The sequence below is a fragment of the Nonomuraea thailandensis genome, from assembly GCF_024172165.1.
GTDB classification, from domain to species: Bacteria; Actinomycetota; Actinomycetes; order Streptosporangiales; family Streptosporangiaceae; genus Nonomuraea; species Nonomuraea thailandensis.
Genome location: NZ_JAMZEB010000002.1, coordinates 679,042 through 698,291 on the forward strand (window position 1 = coordinate 679,042; position 19,250 = coordinate 698,291).

General features: G+C 72.0%; 16 protein-coding genes. 7 read left to right on the plus strand and 9 right to left on the minus strand.

Annotated elements, in window-relative coordinates:
* Positions 1-23 precede the first annotated feature (23 nt).
* A complete protein-coding gene (locus HD597_RS07245; protein WP_253740956.1) occupies positions 24-1,337 on the plus strand; it encodes a sensor histidine kinase in 1,314 nt (437 codons plus the stop codon).
* Here HD597_RS07245 and HD597_RS07250 read toward each other — a convergent pair.
* Positions 1,233-4,301 carry an NACHT domain-containing protein gene (locus tag HD597_RS07250; protein ID WP_253740957.1) on the minus strand — a complete coding sequence of 1,023 codons (3,069 nt, stop codon included), beginning with the start codon at positions 4,299-4,301 and terminating at the stop codon, positions 1,233-1,235. The genes HD597_RS07245 and HD597_RS07250 overlap by 105 nt on opposite strands.
* A gap of 40 nt (positions 4,302-4,341) precedes the next feature.
* Positions 4,342-5,457 carry a ferritin-like domain-containing protein gene (locus tag HD597_RS07255; protein WP_253740958.1) on the minus strand — a complete coding sequence of 372 codons (1,116 nt, stop codon included), beginning with the start codon at positions 5,455-5,457 and terminating at the stop codon, positions 4,342-4,344.
* A gap of 96 nt (positions 5,458-5,553) precedes the next feature.
* On the opposite strand from HD597_RS07255, the gene HD597_RS07260 reads away from it, so the two are divergent.
* Complete coding sequence (locus HD597_RS07260) at positions 5,554-6,201, plus strand: TetR/AcrR family transcriptional regulator (RefSeq protein WP_253740959.1); 648 nt, start codon at positions 5,554-5,556, stop codon at positions 6,199-6,201.
* A 27-nt stretch (positions 6,202-6,228) separates the two neighbouring features.
* Here the strand turns inward: HD597_RS07260 and HD597_RS07265 are convergent, their stop codons facing one another.
* Together HD597_RS07265 and HD597_RS07270 are read right to left on the minus strand one after the other, a co-directional pair.
* Positions 6,229-6,723, minus strand: coding sequence for an aggregation-promoting factor C-terminal-like domain-containing protein (locus tag HD597_RS07265; RefSeq protein WP_253740960.1), 495 nt, complete (start codon positions 6,721-6,723; stop codon positions 6,229-6,231).
* 337 nt (positions 6,724-7,060) lie between these two features.
* Positions 7,061-7,456, minus strand: a complete 396-nt coding sequence (locus HD597_RS07270; RefSeq protein ID WP_308210573.1) for an aggregation-promoting factor C-terminal-like domain-containing protein — start codon at positions 7,454-7,456, stop codon at positions 7,061-7,063.
* Positions 7,457-7,643: 187 nt separating this feature from the next.
* Between HD597_RS07270 and HD597_RS07275 the strand changes: the two genes are divergently transcribed.
* Positions 7,644-8,129, plus strand: coding sequence for a glutathione peroxidase (locus HD597_RS07275; protein WP_253740961.1), 486 nt, complete (start codon positions 7,644-7,646; stop codon positions 8,127-8,129).
* Here HD597_RS07275 and HD597_RS07280 read toward each other — a convergent pair.
* The gene (locus tag HD597_RS07280) at positions 8,126-9,010 is read right to left on the minus strand and encodes an alpha/beta fold hydrolase (RefSeq protein WP_253740962.1); all 885 of its coding nucleotides are present in this window, start codon (positions 9,008-9,010) and stop codon (positions 8,126-8,128) included. The genes HD597_RS07275 and HD597_RS07280 overlap by 4 nt on opposite strands.
* 2 nt (positions 9,011-9,012) lie before the next feature.
* Complete coding sequence (locus HD597_RS07285; protein WP_253740963.1) at positions 9,013-12,126, minus strand: helix-turn-helix transcriptional regulator; 3,114 nt, start codon at positions 12,124-12,126, stop codon at positions 9,013-9,015.
* A 113-nt stretch (positions 12,127-12,239) separates the two neighbouring features.
* On the opposite strand from HD597_RS07285, the gene HD597_RS07290 reads away from it, so the two are divergent.
* On the plus strand, positions 12,240-13,370 hold the full coding sequence (locus HD597_RS07290; RefSeq protein ID WP_253740964.1) for a 2,5-dihydroxypyridine 5,6-dioxygenase NicX family protein: 1,131 nt from the start codon (positions 12,240-12,242) through the stop codon (positions 13,368-13,370).
* A 10-nt stretch (positions 13,371-13,380) separates the two neighbouring features.
* Here the strand turns inward: HD597_RS07290 and HD597_RS07295 are convergent, their stop codons facing one another.
* Positions 13,381-14,460, minus strand: coding sequence for a LacI family DNA-binding transcriptional regulator (locus HD597_RS07295; protein WP_253740965.1), 1,080 nt, complete (start codon positions 14,458-14,460; stop codon positions 13,381-13,383).
* Between the two features lie 202 nt (positions 14,461-14,662).
* Between HD597_RS07295 and HD597_RS07300 the strand changes: the two genes are divergently transcribed.
* Positions 14,663-15,877: an ABC transporter ATP-binding protein gene (locus tag HD597_RS07300; protein ID WP_253740966.1), complete on the plus strand. Its 1,215-nt coding sequence runs from the start codon at positions 14,663-14,665 to the stop codon at positions 15,875-15,877.
* Positions 15,878-16,053: 176 nt separating this feature from the next.
* Here HD597_RS07300 and HD597_RS07305 read toward each other — a convergent pair whose 3' ends face one another.
* Positions 16,054-16,800 carry an SDR family NAD(P)-dependent oxidoreductase gene (locus HD597_RS07305; protein WP_253740967.1) on the minus strand — a complete coding sequence of 249 codons (747 nt, stop codon included), beginning with the start codon at positions 16,798-16,800 and terminating at the stop codon, positions 16,054-16,056.
* Positions 16,801-16,826: 26 nt separating this feature from the next.
* On the opposite strand from HD597_RS07305, the gene HD597_RS07310 reads away from it, so the two are divergent.
* Positions 16,827-18,020 carry a PQQ-dependent sugar dehydrogenase gene (locus HD597_RS07310; protein WP_253740968.1) on the plus strand — a complete coding sequence of 398 codons (1,194 nt, stop codon included), beginning with the start codon at positions 16,827-16,829 and terminating at the stop codon, positions 18,018-18,020.
* On the opposite strand, the gene HD597_RS07315 is transcribed toward HD597_RS07310, so the two are convergent.
* On the minus strand, positions 17,980-18,315 hold the full coding sequence (locus HD597_RS07315; protein ID WP_253740969.1) for a carboxymuconolactone decarboxylase family protein: 336 nt from the start codon (positions 18,313-18,315) through the stop codon (positions 17,980-17,982). The two genes, HD597_RS07310 and HD597_RS07315, sit on opposite strands and share 41 nt — an antisense overlap.
* Before the next feature lie 251 nt (positions 18,316-18,566).
* On the opposite strand from HD597_RS07315, the gene HD597_RS07320 reads away from it, so the two are divergent.
* Positions 18,567-19,244: an LptM family lipoprotein gene (locus tag HD597_RS07320; RefSeq protein WP_253740970.1), complete on the plus strand. Its 678-nt coding sequence runs from the start codon at positions 18,567-18,569 to the stop codon at positions 19,242-19,244.
* The last annotated feature ends 6 nt before the right edge of the window (positions 19,245-19,250 follow it).

Genomic DNA, 19,250 nt, shown 5'->3' on the forward strand with positions numbered 1-19,250 from the left:
CTCTCCGTGACATAGTCAGACACATGGTGCACTGTCGCTCCATCAGGGCCCGGGTGACGATCGCGACGGTGGTGGCGTTCGGGATCCTCATCATGAGCGGGGTGACCGCGATCTCGATGATGTACCCGGTGCGGGCCCGCGCCGACCTCGTCGAACAGGCCGACAAGGCCAGCCGCCGCATCACCACGATGATCGACAGCACTCGCTTCGCCGGCTCGATCCCGCCGCAGGACGGCGTCGGTCTCCTCCAGGTGGTGGACGCCAACGGCCAGGTCGTGGCGGCCAGCGCCGCCCTCACCGGCCGGGCCCCGCTCACCTCGGCCCGGCCCACCGGCGGCGACTCGCGCGTCAGCGACCGGGTGTGCCGGCCCTGGGGCTGCATGGTCGTGGTGGGCACCAGCAACCGTGCCACCGTCTACGGGCCCGCCGTGGCCTACGCCGCCGTACGCGAACCGTTCCTGCTGCGCTCGTCCTTCCTGCCCGCCGTGCTGTACGGGTCCGGCGCCGTCCTGGTGGCGATGCTGGGCTGGGCCGCCTGGTTCGGGGTCGGCCGGGTGCTGGCGCCCGTGGAGCGGATCCGGCGGGGCCTCGAACGCATCAACGCGGAGGACCTCAGCAGGCGGGTCGAGGTGCCGTCCAACAGGGACGAGGTGGCCGCACTCGCGGGCACCGTCAACGACACGCTGGGGCGGCTGGAGGACGCGGTGGAGCGCCACCGGCGCTTCGTCTCCGACGCCTCCCACGAGCTGCGCTCGCCGATCGCGGGGCTGCTGGTACGGCTGGAGGCGGGGCTGGACGAACGGACCGAGGCCGACTGGCGGGCGGCCATGTCCGACGCCCAGCGGCTGTCGGACATCGTGGGTGACCTGCTGCTGATGGCCCGGCTGGACGCCGGCACGGAGATCGGCCGCGAGCGGGTCGACGTCGGGCGGCTGGCCGAGGAGGAGGTGGCGCGGCGGCGCGCGCGGCTGCCCGTGACGCTGCGGGCGGAGCCGGAGCTGTACGTGCAGGGCAGCCACCTGCGGCTGACCAGGATCCTGACGAACCTGCTGTCCAACGCCGACCGGTACGGGGACACGGCGGTGTGGGTGTCGGTGCGGGGGGACGGGGACGAGGTGGTGCTGGAGGTGGCCGATGACGGGCCCGGGATTCCCGAGGAGATGCGGGAGCGGGTGTTCGAGCGGTTCACCCGGCTGGATCGCACGAGGTCGCGGGACACCGGGGGGAGCGGGCTAGGGCTGCCGATCGCCCGGGACATCGCCAGGGCTCACGGGGGAGACCTCCGGATCGAGGGCGGGCCACGGACCCGGCTGGTCCTGCGGCTGCCGCGCGCGTAGGGCGCGCAGCGCCTCGGGGTCGAGGTCCGGCCGCTGCTCCAGCATCTCGACGACGCGGCGGCACTGCCGGCCGTGCAGATCGTTCAGGTCGCCGGCCGAGTACAGGACCGTGATCACGTCGCCGGCCGGCATCCTGTGCGCGTCCGCCTCCAGCTGCCGCAGCACCCGCTCGGTGTAGCGCGGGTTCGGCGAGCACTCCAGGGCGGCCAGGTACAGGTCACGGTGGGGAGCGCTGCTCAGCAGGAGGCGCAGCAGGCAGGCGACCGGGCTGCCGGGCTGCGCGTCGAGCCGGCCGCCGACCTCCACCGCGTAGGGGAGCAGGTCCAGGAAGAGATGCGCCATCTCGCTGTCGTCGCGGAAGGAGATCGCCCGCATCCAGTCCGCGGTCGGCGTGGCGCCTGTCGCCCTGTGCTGGTAGGGGTAGCTCAGCAGAGTGTCCGGCCAGGTGAAGAAGACCATCTCGCGCAGGTCGAACTCCGGGTCCCGGTCGAACTCCAGCCGCATCACCCTGCTCCTGCCGTCCAGGAAGTGGCGGACCCAGATCGTGCGCGTGAGCGAGTCCCACTCCGCCCTGCTGAGCTGGGAGTGCCACAGCCGGGCGATCCTGCGCCAGCGCTCGTTCGCGTGCTCGGGCTGCTCGACGTCGAACAGCCGGGCGCCCGGCAGGGGCTCGTCCGACGACAGCACGGCGAGCAGCATCAGGTTGACGCTGTAGGCGGCGCAGCGCGCGGTCAGCTCCGCCTGAACCGGCTGGTACGCCTCATGGGCGGCGCCGGGGACGGCCCGGAGCGACTGCGAGAAGAGCCCGCACAGGTGCCGTGTCAGCAGCGCGCGCCGGTCGCGGGGCACCTCGCTCGCGATGCCGTGCCGCAGGAAGTCCACGGTGGGGGCGCGCACGCTCAGGGCCGCGAACGACAGCAGCGCCTGGAGGAGATCGTCGTTGGCCCTGGCAGGCCGGCGGCGCGCCTCGGCGAACGCCAGCTCCTCCACCATCTCGACGAGCTCCCTGACGACCATGCGCGCGACCAGGTACTCGCCGAACGTGGCGTGCAGGAACTCGTAGGTCTTCAGCCGCTGCTCGTCGCGCAGCGCCTGCGTCGTGTGGATGAAGAAGAAGCCGCCGATCACGCCCTCCGCCGGGCTCAGCGGGCGGCGCAGGCCCTGCGGGCGGGGCGCCTGCCGCGGTTGCAGCGCCCGCAGGTCGGCGTCCAGGTCCTGCTCGGCGATCCACTGCAGGCCGCGGTTGAACATCGCGAACGCCGTGATCGACAGGCGCCGCAGCTCGTCCTCCACGGCCTGCCCGAGGTCGCCGTCCGCGAGGTGCGGGCGGGACTTGCCGACCTCGCGGACGGCGAAGTCGTGCAGCAGCCGCTCGTACAGCTCCGCCTCGTGGAGGTCCTCGCGCAGGTGCCGCAGGGCGTTGGCGTCGGCGTCGTACAGGGCGAGCATGAGCAGCAGCAGCGGCTGCTCGCCGAGCTTCGGCACCGCCAGGACGCGGTCCAGCGGCAGCGGCTCCAGGTCGCGTTCGGTGAAGTACTCGTGGTTGGCGTCGTTCCAGACGGTGACCCACTGGCGGATCTGGTCGTCCTCGAAGGGCTCCAGACGGATGACGTAGGAGAGCTGGGGCAGCCGTGCCCGGTCGGCGACGGCGATCCTGGAGGTGACGATGACCGCCAGCGCCCGGCCCTTCTCCGCCTGCTCGTGCTGGAACTGGGCGACGCGCTCCAGATAGTCGGTCTGGCTCACGCCGGTCGCCTGGAGCAACTCGTCGAATCCGTCGAGCATGACGACGGGCAGCGCGCCCTCGGCGGCGTGGACGAACTCCGGCCACGACAGCTGCTCGTCCAGCGCCGCGCTGATGCCGTGCTCGATCTGCGCGAGCACGTCGGCGTCGGCCGGGACGCCGCGCAGCTCGACCCTGAGGGGGAGGAACTCGGTGGCGGGCAGGCGGGCGGCGAGCATGCGCGTCAGCACGGACTTGCCCGCGCCCGGCTGGCCGAGAACGAGGAGAGGCGAGTCGGTGGCCCGGGGAAGCGTGAGATGCCCGGACAGGAAGCTGTCCAGGTCGCGCCGACGGGGGAGCGTCGACCAGCCCTCCTCCAGCGCGACCGGCCGCTCGCCGGCGGGCAGCAGGCGGTAGTCGGGGGTGAGGTACCCCTCCTCCAGCGTGGGGACCGTCAACCCGGCCGGCATGCGCGTCGAGGAGAGGATCGGCCGCCTGAGCGCCGCCTGGTTCGACCGGATCAACGCCGCCAGCCGGTCGGACGGGCCGCGGCCGCCGGGGATCCTGGCGAGCTGCTCCCGCAGATCCGCCATGCCCCGGGACAGGTTTCTGACCTCCTGCCTGGTGGCCTGGTGATCGACGCGGTCGGACCAGCACGCGACCTCGGGGAACTCGGCGCAGAGCCGGCGGAACAGCTCCTCGTAGCGGCGCGACGCCCGAGTGGTCACCTCGTGCGGGAACCTGTCGCGAGAGGTCTCGTCCCAGGTGTCCCAGACGGCGAGCCCCCGCAGGAGTTCGCACAGCCCGTCGGTGAAGGTCCGGTACAGGTCCCTGAGGTCGGCCAGCACCTGCTCGTAGGGCCAGGTCGGGCTCGGCATGGGCAGGGGCGCGAGCAGGATGGGGCTGACACCGGTCCCGGTGATCCTCCGCTGCTCCTCAGGGGTGAGCTCGCGCAGCACGTCCATCTCGGACAGCGCCTCCAGGTAGGCGGTGACCACGATGACCGAGTGGGCCGCCACCATCCGCTGCGTCGCGTCGTACCGGCTCAGCCCCTTCACCTTGTCGCGCAGCGTCCTGATGAAGGCGTCGCCGAGCCGGACCGCCTCCGCGCGGGCGTCGAACAGGTCGACGGCCTGCATCCCGAACAGCGCCAGGGACGACGCCCGGTCGAGGAGGTTCGTGATCCTGCTGGGCCCTCCGAGCAGGACCACGGAATGGTGGTAGGTCAGGATCTGCCGCACGTCTCCCAGTCTGCCGAAGATCGCGGGCCGGGGGAGCCGTTCAGCTCTCGGCGCCGAGCGCGATCGTCTCGGCCACCTCGGCGTGCCTCGACTCCTCCTCGGCGGCGAACCGCTCGGCGTCGATCCGGTCCGCGATCTCCTCGTCCTGCCGCATCAGCGCGTCCAGCGACTGCCCGGCCATCTCCAGCACGCCCATGTCCGCGTACGCCTGCCGCAGCCGCGGGCTCCACAGCCCGATGTCCTTGACGCACGGCACGATCCGGCTGAACAGCAGCGACCGGAACGCCCGCAGGTAGTCGGAGCGGTCCGTGGCCTCCATGGCCTCGTCCACCTCGGCCTTGGACAGGCCCAGGTTCTCCCACGTCTCCCGGCCGCGCAGCCGGTCGCGCATCAGGTAGCAGCCCTCGATGACGAACTCCTCGCGCTCGCGCAGCTCGCCGTCGGACAGGCCGCGGTAGTGGTCGCGCAGCGCCATCCGGCCGAAGGCGACGTGCCGGGCCTCGTCCTGCATCACGTACGAGAGGATCTGCTTGGGCAGCGGCTTGGTGGTGATGTCGCGCATCACCCCGAACGCCGCCAGCGCCAGCCCCTCGATGAGCACCTGCATCCCCAGGTACGGCATGTCCCAGCGGGAGTCGCTCAGCGTGCTGTCGAGCAGCGACTTGAGGTGCTCGTTGATCGGGTAGGCCAGGCCCACCTTCTCCTGGAGGAAACGGGCGTAGGTCTCGGCGTGGCGGGCCTCGTCCATGGTCTGGGTGGCGGCGTAGAACTTCGAGTCCAGGTCGGGCACCGACTCCACGATCTTGGCCGAGCAGATCATCGCGCCCTGCTCGCCGTGCAGGAACTGGGAGAACTGCCAGGCCGCGCCGTGCAGCCGGACGTCCTGGCGCACCGCGGGGCTCATCCGCTCCCACAGCGGGGTGCCGTGGATGGCGATGGTCTGGTCGGGGACCCCGAGCACGTTGTACGGGTCCACCTCCAGGTCCCAGTCGATGCGCCTGGCCGAGTCCCACTGCTTGTCCTTGCCCTTCTGGTAGAGGGCGAGCATGCGGTCGCGGCCGTCGTCGTACTCCCAGGTGAAACGGCTCGCTCCGGCCATCTCGACGTTCCACGTCGAGAGCCCGGCGGGGATGGTGTAGAGATCGTGGGTCGACATGGGACCTCCGATGGGGGGCTGCTGGAGGGTTACGTACACCGTACGTCCGTGCTCCGAGCCTGCGCCCGCGCCGTGCGCCCGTCAATAGAATGAGCTATGAGCACCGAGCCCCTCTCCCGGGCACGCATCGTCGCCGCGGCCATCGACCTCATCGAGCGGGAGGGCGCCGACGCGATCTCCATGCGTCGCATCGCGGCCGAGCTGGGCGTGGGCGTCATGTCGCTCTACAACCACGTGCCCGGCAAGGACGCCCTGCTCAACGGGGTGGCCGAGGCGGTGCTGAGCCAGATCGAGTTCACCGACGACCCCGACGCGCACTGGACCGACCGGGTGCGCATGCAGGCCAGGGCCTTCCGGCAGATCGCGCACCACCACCCGCGCTCGACCATGCTCGTGGTCAGCCGCCAGCTGCACTCGGCCGCCGGGCTGCTGCCCGTCGAGCGGGCGCTGGCCACGCTGCGCAGCGCCGGGTTCGACGGGGCCGACGCGGTGCGGATGTTGCGGATGTTCATCGCCTACATCGTGGGCTCGCTGCTGCGGGAGGTCGGGGTGACGCCGACGTTCGCGCCCGTGCAGACCAGGACGATCAGGGCCGACGGGGTGGATCCCGCGCTGTTCCCCGAGGTCAGCTCGCTGTCCGCGCTGCTCGACCAGTGCGATCACGAGGAGGAGTTCGAGTTCGGGCTCGAACTGCTGATCAAGGCGATCGAGGCGTACGCGGGGCGTCGGGAGGGCACCCGGTGAGCCGCTCCGGATGCCCTCCTGAGCCGGCTAGTACCAGTTGTGCGATTTCCAGTGTCCCCAGGCGCCGCAAGGCCTGCCGTACCTCCCCTTGATGTAGGCCAGACCCCAGCGGATCTGGGTCTCCGGGTTGGACTTCCAGTCACGGCCCGCGCCGCTCATCTTCCCGGCGGGCAGGGCCTGCGGGATGCCGTACGCGCCGGATGAGTGGTTGAGCGCCCGGTGGTTCCAGTTGCTCTCCCTGGTCCACAGGTTGTCCAGGCAGCGGAACTCGCGATAGTTCCAGGCCCGCTGCACGACGTGGTCCAGGGCGATCTTCTTGTTCCTGCCGGCGGGCCGGACGGCCGCCATCTTCGGTTGCGCCGACGTGGTCCAGACCCCGGTCCGGATCGGCTGTTGCGACTCGGCCATGGCGGCCGTCGCCCTGATCGGCGGTTTCGACTCGGCCGTGGCGGCCGTTGCGCTGAGTGCGGTGAATGCGGTGACGGAAACGAGTGTGCCACTGAGGGCGCGTTTGCTGTCCAAGGCGATCCTTGCTGTCGGGTCGCGTGCGGACGGGCGCCCTGAGCGGGCGCCCCGCCGTCCGCGTCCGTGGCTCGGACGCGGAGGGTCCGCGCGGCCCTCCGGGACGCATCATGCCTCCGCCCGGTCGTGCTGGGCGGCCCGGAGGGCACCGCGACGTGTCCTCTAGCACGATTCCTATTACGCGCCGTCACCGCGGGTCATACACCAGGACACGCGAAGGACAGGTGTTTGTGTGACCGTTGCGGATAAAGGGGGCGCTCGCTGGCCCGGTTTTGCCCGGTCCGCCGCCTGATTGGGTGGCCCTTGCCGGAATCAGCGAGCAAGCCTGGGGTTTGACTCAGTACCAACCGTGGGATTGGAAGTGCCCCCAGGCGCGACACGGCGACTTGTAACGCTGCTTGATGTAGCCGAGGCCCCATTTGATCTGGGTGCGCGGGTTGGTCCGCCAGTCACGTCCTGACGAGGCCATCTTGTGGCCGGGGAGCGCCTGCGGGATGCCGTAGGCGCCCGAGCCGTTGCCGGCGCGGTGGTTCCATCCGCTCTCGCGGTGCCAGAGTTTCACCAGGCACCTGAACTGGGCGCTGTCCCAGCCGCGCTTGACCACCATGGTCTTGGCGATGGCCTTGTTCCTGCCGCTGGTCTGGGAGCTCTGCGCCTGTGCGGCCGAGGCGCCGCCCGCCGCCACCAGGGTGGCGGTCAGGACCAGGACGCCGGTACGGCGGAGCATGGGCATGCGGGTTCCCTTTCGAGGGGGTTCGTGGACCGCGCCACCCTGCCCGATAAGCTCCCTTTACTGCGAATTGACCATGGGAACGTAGATCGTCAGTAAAGATCTCGATATATACCTTTTCATGCGGGTTTGTCGGAAAAATGAGGACTGCGTCACAATTTCACCCTGACTCGTTCTGTAGGGTCGAACCATGAGCCTCAGCGACATCCCGCTTCGCACTCTGACGAACGAGCCGACCACGCTGGCAGAGCTGGCCTCGCGCAAGCCCGCCCTCATCGTCAACGTGGCCTCGCGATGCGGGCTCACCCCGCAGTACATCGGGCTGGTCAAGCTCCAGGAGCAGTACGGCCCGCGCGGCTTCACGGTGATCGGCATGCCGTGCAACCAGTTCGCCGGCCAGGAGCCCGGCACCGCCAAGGAGATCCAGCACTTCTGCTCGACCACCTACGGCGTGGACTTCCCGCTGCTGGAGAAGTCCGAGGTGAACGGCCCCGGCCGCCACCCCCTCTACACCGAGCTCATCCGGACCCCCGACGAGCAGGGAGAGGCGGGCGACGTGCAGTGGAACTTCGAGAAGTTCCTCGTGGACGGCCAGGGCGAGGTCGTGGCCCGCTTCCGGCCCCGCGTCACCCCGGAGGACCCGGCGATCACCTCGGCGATCGAGCGGCTGCTCTAGCCGTCAGCCGCTGAGGTGTGCGCCAGGACGGCCCGCGCCAGCTCCTCGTGCACCTCCGGCGGCAGCGTGTGCCCCATTCCCTCGATCATCAGCAGCCGCGCGCCGGGGATCCGCTCGGCGATGATCGCGCCGTGGCCGGGCTTGCACGGCTCATGAGTGCCCTCCACGACCAGCGTCGGAGCCTTGACCCGGTGCAGCACCCCCGCCGGCTCGAAGTCCGGCCTGGCCGCCGCCGCCAGGCGATGGTTGGCCACGGCGTCCAGGTCGCGGGCCCGGTCGTAGACACGCTCCTGCAGGCGGCGGGCGGCGTCCTCGTCGAACGGCAGCGCCGTCCCGTGCAGCAGGCGCTGCTCGGCGATCATCGACTCGATCCGCTCGCGCCGGCCGGCGGGCGGCGGGGCGGTGATCAGCGCGCGGTAGAAGTCCACGAACTCCGGCGTGGGCTCCGGCAGGCTGCCCTCCGGCTGCGGCTCGCCCATCAGCGCCCGCATGAGCACCATGCCCTCGCGCTCGCCCAGCGGCGAGGAGCCGATGACGGTGAGCGTGCGCACCCGCTCCGGCCGCTCCACCGCGATCAGCTGGCCGAGCAGGCCGCCCGCCGAATGGCAGACCAGGTGCGCGCTCTCCAGGCCGTGCGCGTCCATCACCCGCAGCACGTCGTCCTTGATGTCCTCCCAGGTGTACGGCTCCCGCTCGAAGTCCACGGTGCGGGAGCGGCCCGTGTCGCGATGGTCGTACCGGATCACCCGCCGGCCACCGGCGGTCAGCCTGCCCACGAACTCGTCCGGCCACAGGATGCCCTGCGACATCGAACCCATGATCAGCAGAATCGGCTCGTCGGCGGCGTTGCCGAACTCTTCACTCCAGATGTCGTTTTGCATGCTCACAGCATGTCGTGACGGGGTGCGGGCGCCTTCCGTAGAACTACTAGCCGCGCCAGTTCAGTACGGGTGCCGATGCCGAGCTTCGGATAGATCTTGTACAGGTGGTACTCCACCGTCCGGGGGCTGAGGAAGAGCTGGGCGGCGATCTCCTTGCTGGACAGGCCGTCGGCGACCAGCCCGGCGATGCGCAGCTCCTGCGGGGTCAGCACCTCCAGCCCGGGGCCGGAGACCGGCTCGGCGCTCCCGCCCGACGCGCTCCCGCCCGCCGCGCCCTCGCCCGTACCGTGCTCGCCCGCCGCGCCCGCGTTCGCGCCGCCCGCGCCACCGCCGGCGCCCGCGCGGTTCGCGTTCGCACCGCCCGCGCCACTCGGGGACGCGCCGCCCGCGCCGCTCCTGGATGCGCCGCCCGCGCCACCGCCGCTCACACCACCGTGCCCGCTCGCACCACCGCCGCCTGCGCCGCTGGCGCTCAGCGTGGTCTCGCCCGTTGCGCGGAGTTCGCCGTGCGCGCGCCGGGCCCACGGTCGCGCTCCCGACCGCAGGAACGTCTCCAGAGCCGTCCGCAGGTACGGGCGCGCCTCGCCCGGGCGGTGCGCCCTGCGCAGCCGCTCACCCAGCAGCAGCGCGGTCCTGGCCGCCTCGTACGGGTTGCCGTGCAGCCGCAGCGCCTCCTCGTAACCCTCGTGGCCACCCGTGACCTGGGCCCGGCACCGGGCCAGCAGGGCCCGGGACTCGGCCGTGGCCGCGTTCGCCGACCACCGCTCGTACGCCTCCAGCGCCGCCCCGGCCGCCTCCAGGTCGCCCACCCCGACGGCGGCCTCGATCCGGTCCGGCGTCGAACGCCACACGACCGTCGGATGCCCGGCGCCCGGCCCGGCCGCCGCGATCGCCGTGAACCGGTCGTGGGCCGCGGCGAACCGGCCCGTCCCCAGGTCCAGCATGGCCAGCGCGTACGCGGCCACACCCGCGCGCAGCCCCACCCGGTGGGGGAGCGCGATGGCCAGCGCCTCCTGGGCCAGGCGGCGGCACTCGTCCTCCTCGCCGCGCAGCGCCGCCAGGACCGCGAGGTTGGCCAGGTGCGCGGCCACCGTGTTGGTGTAGCCGGCCTCGCGGGCCAGCTCCAGGCCCTCCTCCGACACCGCCTGGCTCTCCGCCAGCCGCCCGGCGACGCGGTCGGCGGTGGCCACGAACTCCAGGACCACGGGGAGCTGGCCCACCATGCCCGACACCCGGGCGACGCGGCCCGCCCGCGCCGCCAGCTCGGCCGACAGGTCCGCCTCGCCCAGGTAACTGGCCGCCGCCGTCGCCCACAGGAACCCGGCCGCCTCGGTCAGCTCCCCGGTCCTGGCCAGCGCCCGCCTGAGGAGGGCGTGCGCGGCGTCGTGGGGGTGGGCGAGCGCTGGGGCTTGTGCGTGCGCGGCGTCGGGGGGCTGGGCCGGCGTGCGGGCGTGGGAGAGTGTGCGCTCGCTCGAGGTGGATGTGCCGCCGCCGGAGAGGGTCAGGCCGATGCCGGTCAGGACGTCGCGCAGGAAGCCCTCCGGGTGGGCCGAGGCGCGGCGGCCGATCTCGACGATGGCGGCGACGTCGCCCGCGTACGAGGCCGCCTCGGCGGCGTCGGCCAGCATCTCCAGGCTGTCACCCGCGGCCAGGATCCGCACGGCCTCGGCGGCGCTGCCGGAGTTCAGCTCGAACCGGCCGCGAAGCTGCGCCAGCTCCATCCCCAGCACCGCGTCGCCGCCCGCGTGCTCCCTGGCCTCGGCCAGCAGCGACTCCGCCTGCCCGGGACGGCCGCCCAGCCACGCGGCCACCGCGGCGTCCTTGAGCCGGGCGGCCCTCCTCGCGGGATCGGGCGTCAGCTCGGCGGCCCTGGTCAGGGCGGTGGCGGCGTCGCCGTACCCGCCCCGGTCGCGGGCTCGCGCGGCGGTCTCGGCGAGCGCGGCGGCGACGGCCTCGTCCTGGCCCAGCGCCGCCGCCGCCAGGTGCCAGGCGCGGCGGTCCCCTTCGGACTCCCCGGCCAGCACCCGGTGCGCCTCACGGCGGTCCGCCGGGGGCGCGGCCTCGTGCACGGCCGAGCGGACGAGGGGGTGGCGGAACCGTACGGACGTGCCCTCGATCCGCGCCAGGCCGGTCGCCTCCAGGTCGTGCAGCGCCTGCGGGCCCGCGCCCATCCGGTCGGCGGCGCGCAGGATCAGGTCGAGGTCGCCCTCGACGGACGCCAGCAGGGCCACCAGCCGGGCGTCCCCGGGCAGCGCCGCCACCTGCTCCCCGAAGAGGTGCGTCCCGCCCGGGAGGGGGTCGGGCAGCGGCTCCCGTCCGGCGAGCTGCTCGGGGCTCAGCCGTCGTACGGTCTCGCGCAGGGCCAGCGGATTGCCCCCGGTCAGCGCCACCAGCGCACGCTTCACGGCGGGCACCATCGCGCCGCCCCCGGCCCGGGCGGGAACGGCCGCGCCGACGGGATCGGGGGCGGTCCGGTCTGGCACGGCCGCGCTCGTGGGATCGGTGGCGGCTCGGGCAGGAGGGGCCCAGCTCATGGGCGCGGCGGCGTCCAGGAGCTCGGTCGCGGCGGGCTCCGGCAGGCCGCCGATCGGCAGGGACGGCACGCCCTTGACCGGCGCGGCGTCCCCCCGCACCGCCAGCAGCATCGCGATCGGCTCCGTGCCCAGCCGCCGGGCGGCGAACAGCAGGGCGTCCGCCGAGGCCCGGTCCACCCACTGGAAGTCGTCCACCACGCACACCAGCCCGCCCGCCGCAGCGGCCTCGGCCAGCAGCGACAGCACCCCCGCCGCCAGCAGGAACCGATCGCCCGACGCGCTCCCGCCCAGCCCGAGCACCCCGCGCACAGCGTCGCGCTGCGGCTCCGGCAGCGCCTCCAGCAACCCCACCACCGGCCGCAGCAGCTGGTGGAGGGCGGCGAAGGCCAGGTCCGACTCGGGCTCGACGCCGGTCGTGCGCAGCACCCGCATGCCGCCGCCCCGGGAGGCCGCCTGGTCCAGCAGGGCGGTCTTGCCCACGCCCGCCTCGCCGCGCAGCACGAGCGCGGAGCCCGCGCCGCCGCGGGCCCGGGAGATCACGTCATCGAGGGCGGCGAGCTCCGCCGATCGTCCGAACAGCACGAACGCCACTGTAGGGCGGCGGCGACCGCCGCACATCCGGCCACGAAGGGTACGCAAGCGGTCGCACTGGGTATCGAACGCCCGAGAACGCGAGGCGCCGAAGGAGCTCGGGCATGACGACCAATCCGTACGCGGCATCACCCTTCAGCTATGTCGCCGAGCCGGCCGTGGCCCCGTACGCGATCGTCGAGCTGATGCCCGGCGTGCACAACCTGTGCGAGTACGTCAGGCTGGCCGCGGGAGAGCGGGTGCTGCTGATGATGGAGCACACCGTGGACCCGGTCGTCGTGCAGGCCATCGCCGCGGCGGCGGCGCTGCGCGACGCGGACGTGCGCATCCTGTCGGTGCCGCCGTTCAGCGCGGGCGGGTGGGACCGTGAGGCGCCGCTGCCGATCGAGACGGCCGCCTTCCACGAGGCGGACGTCGTGATCAGCGGCACCTGGTGGGGCGAGGTGCACACGGCGCCGCTGTTCTTCGACCAGATCAGGGCCCGCTCGGCCCGCTTCCTGTCGCTGCACATGACGGCCACGGCCGGCGCGCTGCTGACCGGCGCGCGGCTGCCCGCGCAGGTGTTCCACGCGCTGGTGGCCAGGGCGCTGCGCCGGCTGACCGGCGCCTCCTCGATCAGGGTGACCTCCGCGCGTGGCACGGACCTGACGTTCTCCGGCGTGACCTTCGAGGACGCCGGCCCGGACGGGCTGCGGCCCGGCGACTGGCGGCCCTTCCCGTACGGCGGCGTCAACTTCTGGCCGGCCGGCACCGAGGGCGTGCTCGTCGTCGAGGACAGCACCGTCACCGGCGTGCCTGAGGAGCCGCTGCGCATCACGCTGGAAGGCAACCTGGTCCGCAAGATCGAGGGCGGGGCCGCCGCCGGGCAGCTCCGCCGCTACGCGCCCGAGGGCTTCTACATGCGCCACGCCCTGTTCGGGCTGAACCCGAAGGTGCGCGTCGCGGGCGGCACGCAGTTCGAGCGGGAGAAGCACGCCGGAGCCTTCTACTGCGGCCTCGACGGGCTGACCGACGGCGTGCCGGTCACCACGGGGCCGGGCTTCGCGCACTGCGACTGCCAGGTGGACCGGCCGACCGTGGTGGTGGACGGGGAGACGTTCGTGGAGCGGGGGCGGCTGCTGCTGCTCGACGAGCCGGAGATCAGGGAGGTCGCGGCGGGGTTCGGCCCGCCGGAGGTGATCCTCGACGACAACCCCGTGATGATCCTGCCCCGCCGCTACACGGGGCTCCGGTAGCGGGCCTCGGCTAGCGGCGGGGGCCGCAGCTGCCCCTGACGATGAGCTCCGTGGGCAGCATGACGGAGCGGGCCCGGCGGCCGCCCGAGCGCAGCACCAGCTCGGCCGCCCGGTAGCCCATGTCGCGGCCCGGCTGGGCGATCACGGTCAGGGGAGGCGAGCACAGCTCGGCCCAGGGCACGTCGTCGTACATGACGAGGGACACGTCGCGCGGCACCCGCAGGTCCAGCTCCCTGGCCGCCAGCACCGCGGCCTCGCCGAGCACGTTGCCGGCGGCGACCACCGCCGACAGGTCGGGGCGGCTCTGGAACAGGCCCGAGGCGGCGGCGTAGGCCGAGTCGCGGCTGCCCGTGCCGAACACGACCAGCTCCTCGTCCACCGGCGAGCCGACCGCCTCCCTGAACGCCGACACGCGCCGGCCGTGGCCGGGCCCACCGAGGAAGGCGATGCGCCTGTGGCCCAGGCCGCGCAGATAGCGGACCGCCGTGCGGATGCCCGCCCGGTCGTCGGCCAGCACGGACGGCAGCGCCGGCGGCTCGGCCGAGCGGCCGGGAGCGGGCGGGGGCGCGGCGATGCCGTCGAGGAGCATGAGGTCGCCGACGGCCGCGGCGGCGGGGTCCTCCTCCTCGGGGGCGGGCCGGGCCGGGAGGCGGTCGGCGAAGACGACCGTCATGCCCGCGCGCAACGCCGGGGCCCAGCTGTCCTCCTCGCCCGAGGGGACGGCGATGAGCCGGTCGACGCTCTGCTCCAGCAGCATGCCGATCAGCTCGGCCTCCTGCTCGGGGTCGCCGGCCGTGGAGCCGAGCACGACGGGCTCGCCGGCCGAGCGGGCGCAGGCGAGCACGCCCTCGGCGAGCTGGGCGTAGAAGGTGTCGGTCAGGTCGGGGACGAGCAGGCCCATGCCGCCGGTGCGGCGCTGGCGCAGGTTGCGGCCGAGCGCGCTGGGGCGGTAGTCGAGCTGGGCGGCCACGGTCAGGACCCGCTCCCTGGTCTGCGGGCTGGCCGAGCCGCCCGACAGCACCCGGGAGACGGTGGCGACGCCCACGCCGGCCGCCTCGGCCACATCCTTGATCGTCGCCCGCTTCTCCATGGAAACGATTCCATCATGGTTTCCCCCGAACCGGAAGCAGCCCGTGCGCGCAAAGGCTGGTCACGCCGTAACCCTTGACACCGATGTCCGTTTCGGGTGAGATGCTTGAAAACGTATCCACGCCGAGTGGGGGGATTCGCTCCGTGCGAGCGAATCTGACGGGACCATCCGGGCCATCCGCCCTGGAGCGCGAAGGAATGTCATGGCATCCATCGTTCTGACGAACGTCGACAAGATCTACGCCGGTGGAGTGAAGGCCGTGAACGGGCTCAACCTTGAGATCAAGGATGGCGAGTTCATGGTGCTGGTCGGCCCGTCCGGTTGCGGTAAGTCGACCGCGCTCCGGATGATCGCGGGTCTGGAGGACATCAGCGGTGGCGAGATCGCCATCGGCGACAAGGTGGTCAACCACCTCCCGCCGAAGGACCGCGACATCGCGATGGTCTTCCAGAACTACGCGCTCTACCCGCACATGACGGTCGAGGAGAACCTCGCCTTCGGCCTCAAGCTTCGCAAGATGCCCAAGCCGGAGATCCAGAAGCGGGTCAACGAGGCCGCCAAGATGCTCGGCCTGGAGACCTACCTCAAGCGCAAGCCGGCCGCCCTGTCCGGTGGTCAGCGCCAGCGTGTCGCCATGGGCCGCGCCATCGTCCGTGAGCCGCAGGCCTTCCTCATGGACGAGCCGCTGTCCAACCTGGACGCCAAGCTCCGCGTCTCCATGCGCGCCTCGCTCAACCAGATGCACGAGCGCCTCGGCGTCACCACCGTCTACGTCACGCACGACCAGGTCGAGGCCATGACCCTCGGCGACCGCGTCTGCGTGCTGCGCGACGGTCTGCTGCAGCAGGTCGACACCCCGCAGAACCTGTTCGACAAGCCGGTGAACCTGTTCGTGGCCGGCTTCATGGGCTCGCCGTCGATGAACTTCGCCACCGCCGAGCTGGTCCGCGGCGACGGCGGCGCCGCCGTGACCTTCGCCGACATCAGGCTGTCGATCCCCGAGTCGACGTTCTCGGAGAAGCCGGGCCTCGACCAGTACATCGGCAAGAAGATCATCCTCGGCATCCGCCCGTCCGACTTCGAGGACTCCGCCTCCGCCGGCAACCACGCCAACGGCTGGGCCACGCTGCCCGTCAAGGCCGAGGTCACCGAGGAGCTGGGCTCCGAGATCAACGTCCTGTTCCTGATCGACGCCCCGCCGGTCGAGCACAAGGACACCGTCGCCGCCGCCGACGCGGGTGACGACGAGGACGCCACGCTGCCGCTGTCGGGCGACAAGTCCCTGTGGACCGCCCGCGTCAACGCCCGCAGCCACGTGCGCCCCGGCCAGAACATCGAGCTGGTCGTCGACACGCACAACCTGCACTTCTTCGACCCGGCCTCCGGCCTGTCGATCGGCCACGAGGCCAACCGCTGAGCGGCCGCTGAGCCGCCGCTGACAACCGATTCCCGGCCGCGGGCGTGAGCCCGCGACCGCCCGGGCCCCCACCGCGACCCCCTCCCGCGGCGGGGGCCCGTCCTTTTCGGCACGGCCGCCCTTCTCGGCACACCCGTCTTCTCCGGTACGGCGGCAGGCGTCCTCCGGTACGGAGGTCAGCGGCCGATCCGCTGCGACACCATGGCCTGCACGCCGCGCGGGATCAGCCGGCCGACCGCCACGACGAGCTTGTAACGCAGGCTGGGGATCGAGACCCGCCTGCCCACCGCCAGGTCCCGCATCGCCTCGCGCACCACGTCGTCGGCCTTCAGCCACAGGAACCAGGGGATGCCCGAGGCGTCCATCGAGGCCCGCTGGTGGAACTCGGTGCGCACGAAACCGGGGCACAGCGCCATGACCCTGATGCGCGGCCCGACCGTGGTCGCGGCCGACTCGCTGAAGTTCACCACCCACGCCTTGGACGCGCTGTAGGTGCCGCGCGTGAAGAACGCCGCCACGGACGCGACGTTCACGATCGCGCCCCGCTCCCGCTCCCGCATGCCGGGCAGCGCCGCCAGCGTCAGCCGCAGCACCGCCTCGCAGTGCACCTTGAGCATGCGGACCTCGTTGCCGACCGGCACGTGCGGGAAGTTGCCCGCGTTGCCGAAGCCGGCGTTGTTGACCAGCAGATCGACGCCGTCACGCAGCCTCGACTCGACCCTGGCCAGGCCCTCCTCGGTCGACAGGTCGGCGGGCAGCACCTCGACGCTCACGCCGTACCTGAGCTTGAGCTGGTCGGCGGTCTTGGCCAGGCGGAGCTCGTCGCGCGCCACGAGGACGAGGGAGAAGGCCTCGGCGGCCAGGTGGCGGGCGAAGGCGGCGCCGATGCCCGCGGTCGCGCCAGTGATCAGTGCGGTTGGCATGCCTGCACCTTAACGGTCATGGCAGGATGGGTGACGTGCGCCTCGTCGTGGCCGGGATCCTCCTCATGGCCCTCACCGCATGCACGCCCGAGCAACCCGCCGGGTCGGCCACCCGCGCCCCCGCGACCACCGTGCCCTCGCCGCGCACCGGCCCGCCCGAGCCGCAGACTGCCACGACCACGACCACGACCACGACCACGACCACGCCCGCCGAGCGGGGCGAGCTGCGCTTCACCGAGATCGCCAGGCTGGAGCAGCCGGTGGCCTTCGCCGTGCGCAAGGGCGACGACCGGCTCTACGTGGCCGAGCAGTCGGGCCGGCTGCGCACCACCGACGGCAGGACCGTGATCGACCTGTCCCGCGAGGTGAGCACGGGCAACGAGCAGGGGCTGCTCGGCGTCGCGTTCCACCCCACGGGCCGCTGGCTCTACCTCGACTGGACCGACGCGCGGGGCCACACCCACATCACCGAGTGGGCCTACGACGGCGAGCGCGCCACCGGCAGGCGCGACGTGCTCACCCAGAGCCAGCCGTTCGCCAACCACAACGGCGGCCAGCTCGCCTTCGGCCCCGACGGCTATCTCTACATCGCCTTCGGCGACGGCGGCAGCGCGGGCGACCCCGAGGGCAACGGCCAGGACCTGGGCACGCTGCTCGGCAAGATCGTGCGCATCGACCCGCGCGGCGACCCGTACGCGATCCCGAAGGACAACCCGTTCGCCGGCAGGCGGGGCGCGCGCGGCGAGATCTGGGCCTACGGCCTGCGCAACCCCTGGCGGTTCAGCTTCGACCGGGGCACCGGCGACCTGTGGATCGGTGACGTCGGGCAGAACGCGTGGGAGGAGGTCGACCACCAGCCCGCGAGCTCGAAGGGCGGCGAGAACTACGGCTGGAACCTGCGCGAGGGCAGGGCGCGCTTCCGCGAGGGCCAGGCCCGCGACCTCGTCGAGCCGGTGATCGTCTACCCGCTGAACGAGGGCGGCAACTGCTCGGTGATCGCCGGGTACGTCTACCGCGGCGAGCGGATCCCCTGGCTGAAGGGGCAGTTCCTGTACGGTGACTTCTGCGCCGGCTGGGTCAGGGCCGCACCCGCGGGCGACGTGGAGAGCGCGGCCGAGGTCGGCAGGGTGGAGCAGCTCTCGTCGTTCGGGCAGGGCCCCGACGGCGAGCTGTACGCGCTCAGCCTGCAGGGTCCGATCTATCGGATCGAGCCCGCCTGACCTGCTCGATCAGCGACTCCACCTGGTCGTTCAGCTTGGCGCCCCTGGCCCAGCCCGCGTAGTGGGTCAGGAAGACCGCCACCTCCCGCAGCTCGGCCTCGCCCAGCTCGCCGGCGCGCAACGCCACGTCGAGCTGGACGTCCGTCATCTCGTGCAGCCCCTGGCCGACGAGCAGCCCGAGGAGGAGCAGGCGGCGCTCCCGCACCGTCAGCACCGACCGTGACCACAGCTCGGCGAACTGACGCTCGGCCGTCATGCCGAAGGAGTCGACGGTCTCCATCGCGGGTTCTGTCATTGTCCGCTCCAGGGTTGTCGATACGAGATCCTCATATCTTTCGCTACTTACCGAGATGAACCAATGGGGGTTGCATGAACGTTGTAGCCGGAGCGCCGCCGCCCCTGCACGGAGCGGCAAGTTGGCTCTGTAACAAGTAAAGCCAATGCATAGCCAAGATTTGGTCAAGATTTCTCACCGCTCGGTGAGCTGATTTCACTCCAAAGCGGGCACAACAACTCCGTTGGTCCGTCATGCGGAGGTAAGCCCTGGTGAAAAAGACACGGGCTTTGATCGCGCTCATGGTCGCGGTCCTGATGCTGTCCGCCTGCGGGCAGCCCGAGTTCACCTACGTACGCGACAAGGCCGGGACCACCTACTTCAAGGTGCCCGCCTCGTTCACCCAGCTCGACGCCTCCCCCATCGAGCTGTACCTGTCGGGCGACCACCCCGGCTCGCAGGCGGCGGCCCTGCGGGCGCAGCGGGTCTGGTCGACGGCCTTCGACCAGTCGGCGGATCCGTCGGTCAACCATCTCCTCGGCTCGACGGAGCCGTTCGTCTACGCCACCGTGCACCAGCTCACCGAGGAGCAACGGGACGCGATCTCCCTGAACAGGCTGCGCGACTTCATCCTGCCGGTGACAGAGGAGATGCGCACGGCCTATCTGCAGCAGGCCATCCAGGCGAACCAGCCGCCCATGTTCGGCCGCTTCGAGCTCATCAAGGACGAGGTGCTGGCCCTCGACGGCGGCGCGAAGGGGATCCGCGTCCGCTTCAACTACCAGATCGGCAACGAGATCCAGACCTTCGACCACACCGCCCTCCTCGACGGGACGGGCACCAAGGTCTCCGTCATGATCATCGGCTGCCAGTCGGTCTGCTTCGCCAAGCGCGCCGCGGAGTTCGACAAGATCGCGAGTTCTTTCAAGCTGCTCCGGCTGCCCGGATGAGGGAGC

Bases quoted from the DNA above. Each gene is read 5' to 3' on its own strand.
- HD597_RS07245 (WP_253740956.1), top strand. From the start codon at position 24: ATGGTGCACTGTCGCTCCATCAGGGCCCGGGTGACGATCGCGACGGTG.
- HD597_RS07255 (WP_253740958.1), bottom strand. From the start codon at position 5,457: ATGTCGACCCACGATCTCTACACCATCCCCGCCGGGCTCTCGACGTGG.
- HD597_RS07260 (WP_253740959.1), top strand. From the start codon at position 5,554: ATGAGCACCGAGCCCCTCTCCCGGGCACGCATCGTCGCCGCGGCCATC.
- HD597_RS07270 (WP_308210573.1), bottom strand. From the start codon at position 7,456: ATGCCCATGCTCCGCCGTACCGGCGTCCTGGTCCTGACCGCCACCCTG.
- HD597_RS07275 (WP_253740961.1), top strand. From the start codon at position 7,644: ATGAGCCTCAGCGACATCCCGCTTCGCACTCTGACGAACGAGCCGACC.
- HD597_RS07280 (WP_253740962.1), bottom strand. From the start codon at position 9,010: ATGCAAAACGACATCTGGAGTGAAGAGTTCGGCAACGCCGCCGACGAG.
- HD597_RS07290 (WP_253740964.1), top strand. From the start codon at position 12,240: ATGACGACCAATCCGTACGCGGCATCACCCTTCAGCTATGTCGCCGAG.
- HD597_RS07295 (WP_253740965.1), bottom strand. From the start codon at position 14,460: ATGGAGAAGCGGGCGACGATCAAGGATGTGGCCGAGGCGGCCGGCGTG.
- HD597_RS07300 (WP_253740966.1), top strand. From the start codon at position 14,663: ATGGCATCCATCGTTCTGACGAACGTCGACAAGATCTACGCCGGTGGA.
- HD597_RS07305 (WP_253740967.1), bottom strand. From the start codon at position 16,800: ATGCCAACCGCACTGATCACTGGCGCGACCGCGGGCATCGGCGCCGCC.
- HD597_RS07310 (WP_253740968.1), top strand. From the start codon at position 16,827: ATGGGTGACGTGCGCCTCGTCGTGGCCGGGATCCTCCTCATGGCCCTC.
- HD597_RS07315 (WP_253740969.1), bottom strand. From the start codon at position 18,315: ATGACAGAACCCGCGATGGAGACCGTCGACTCCTTCGGCATGACGGCC.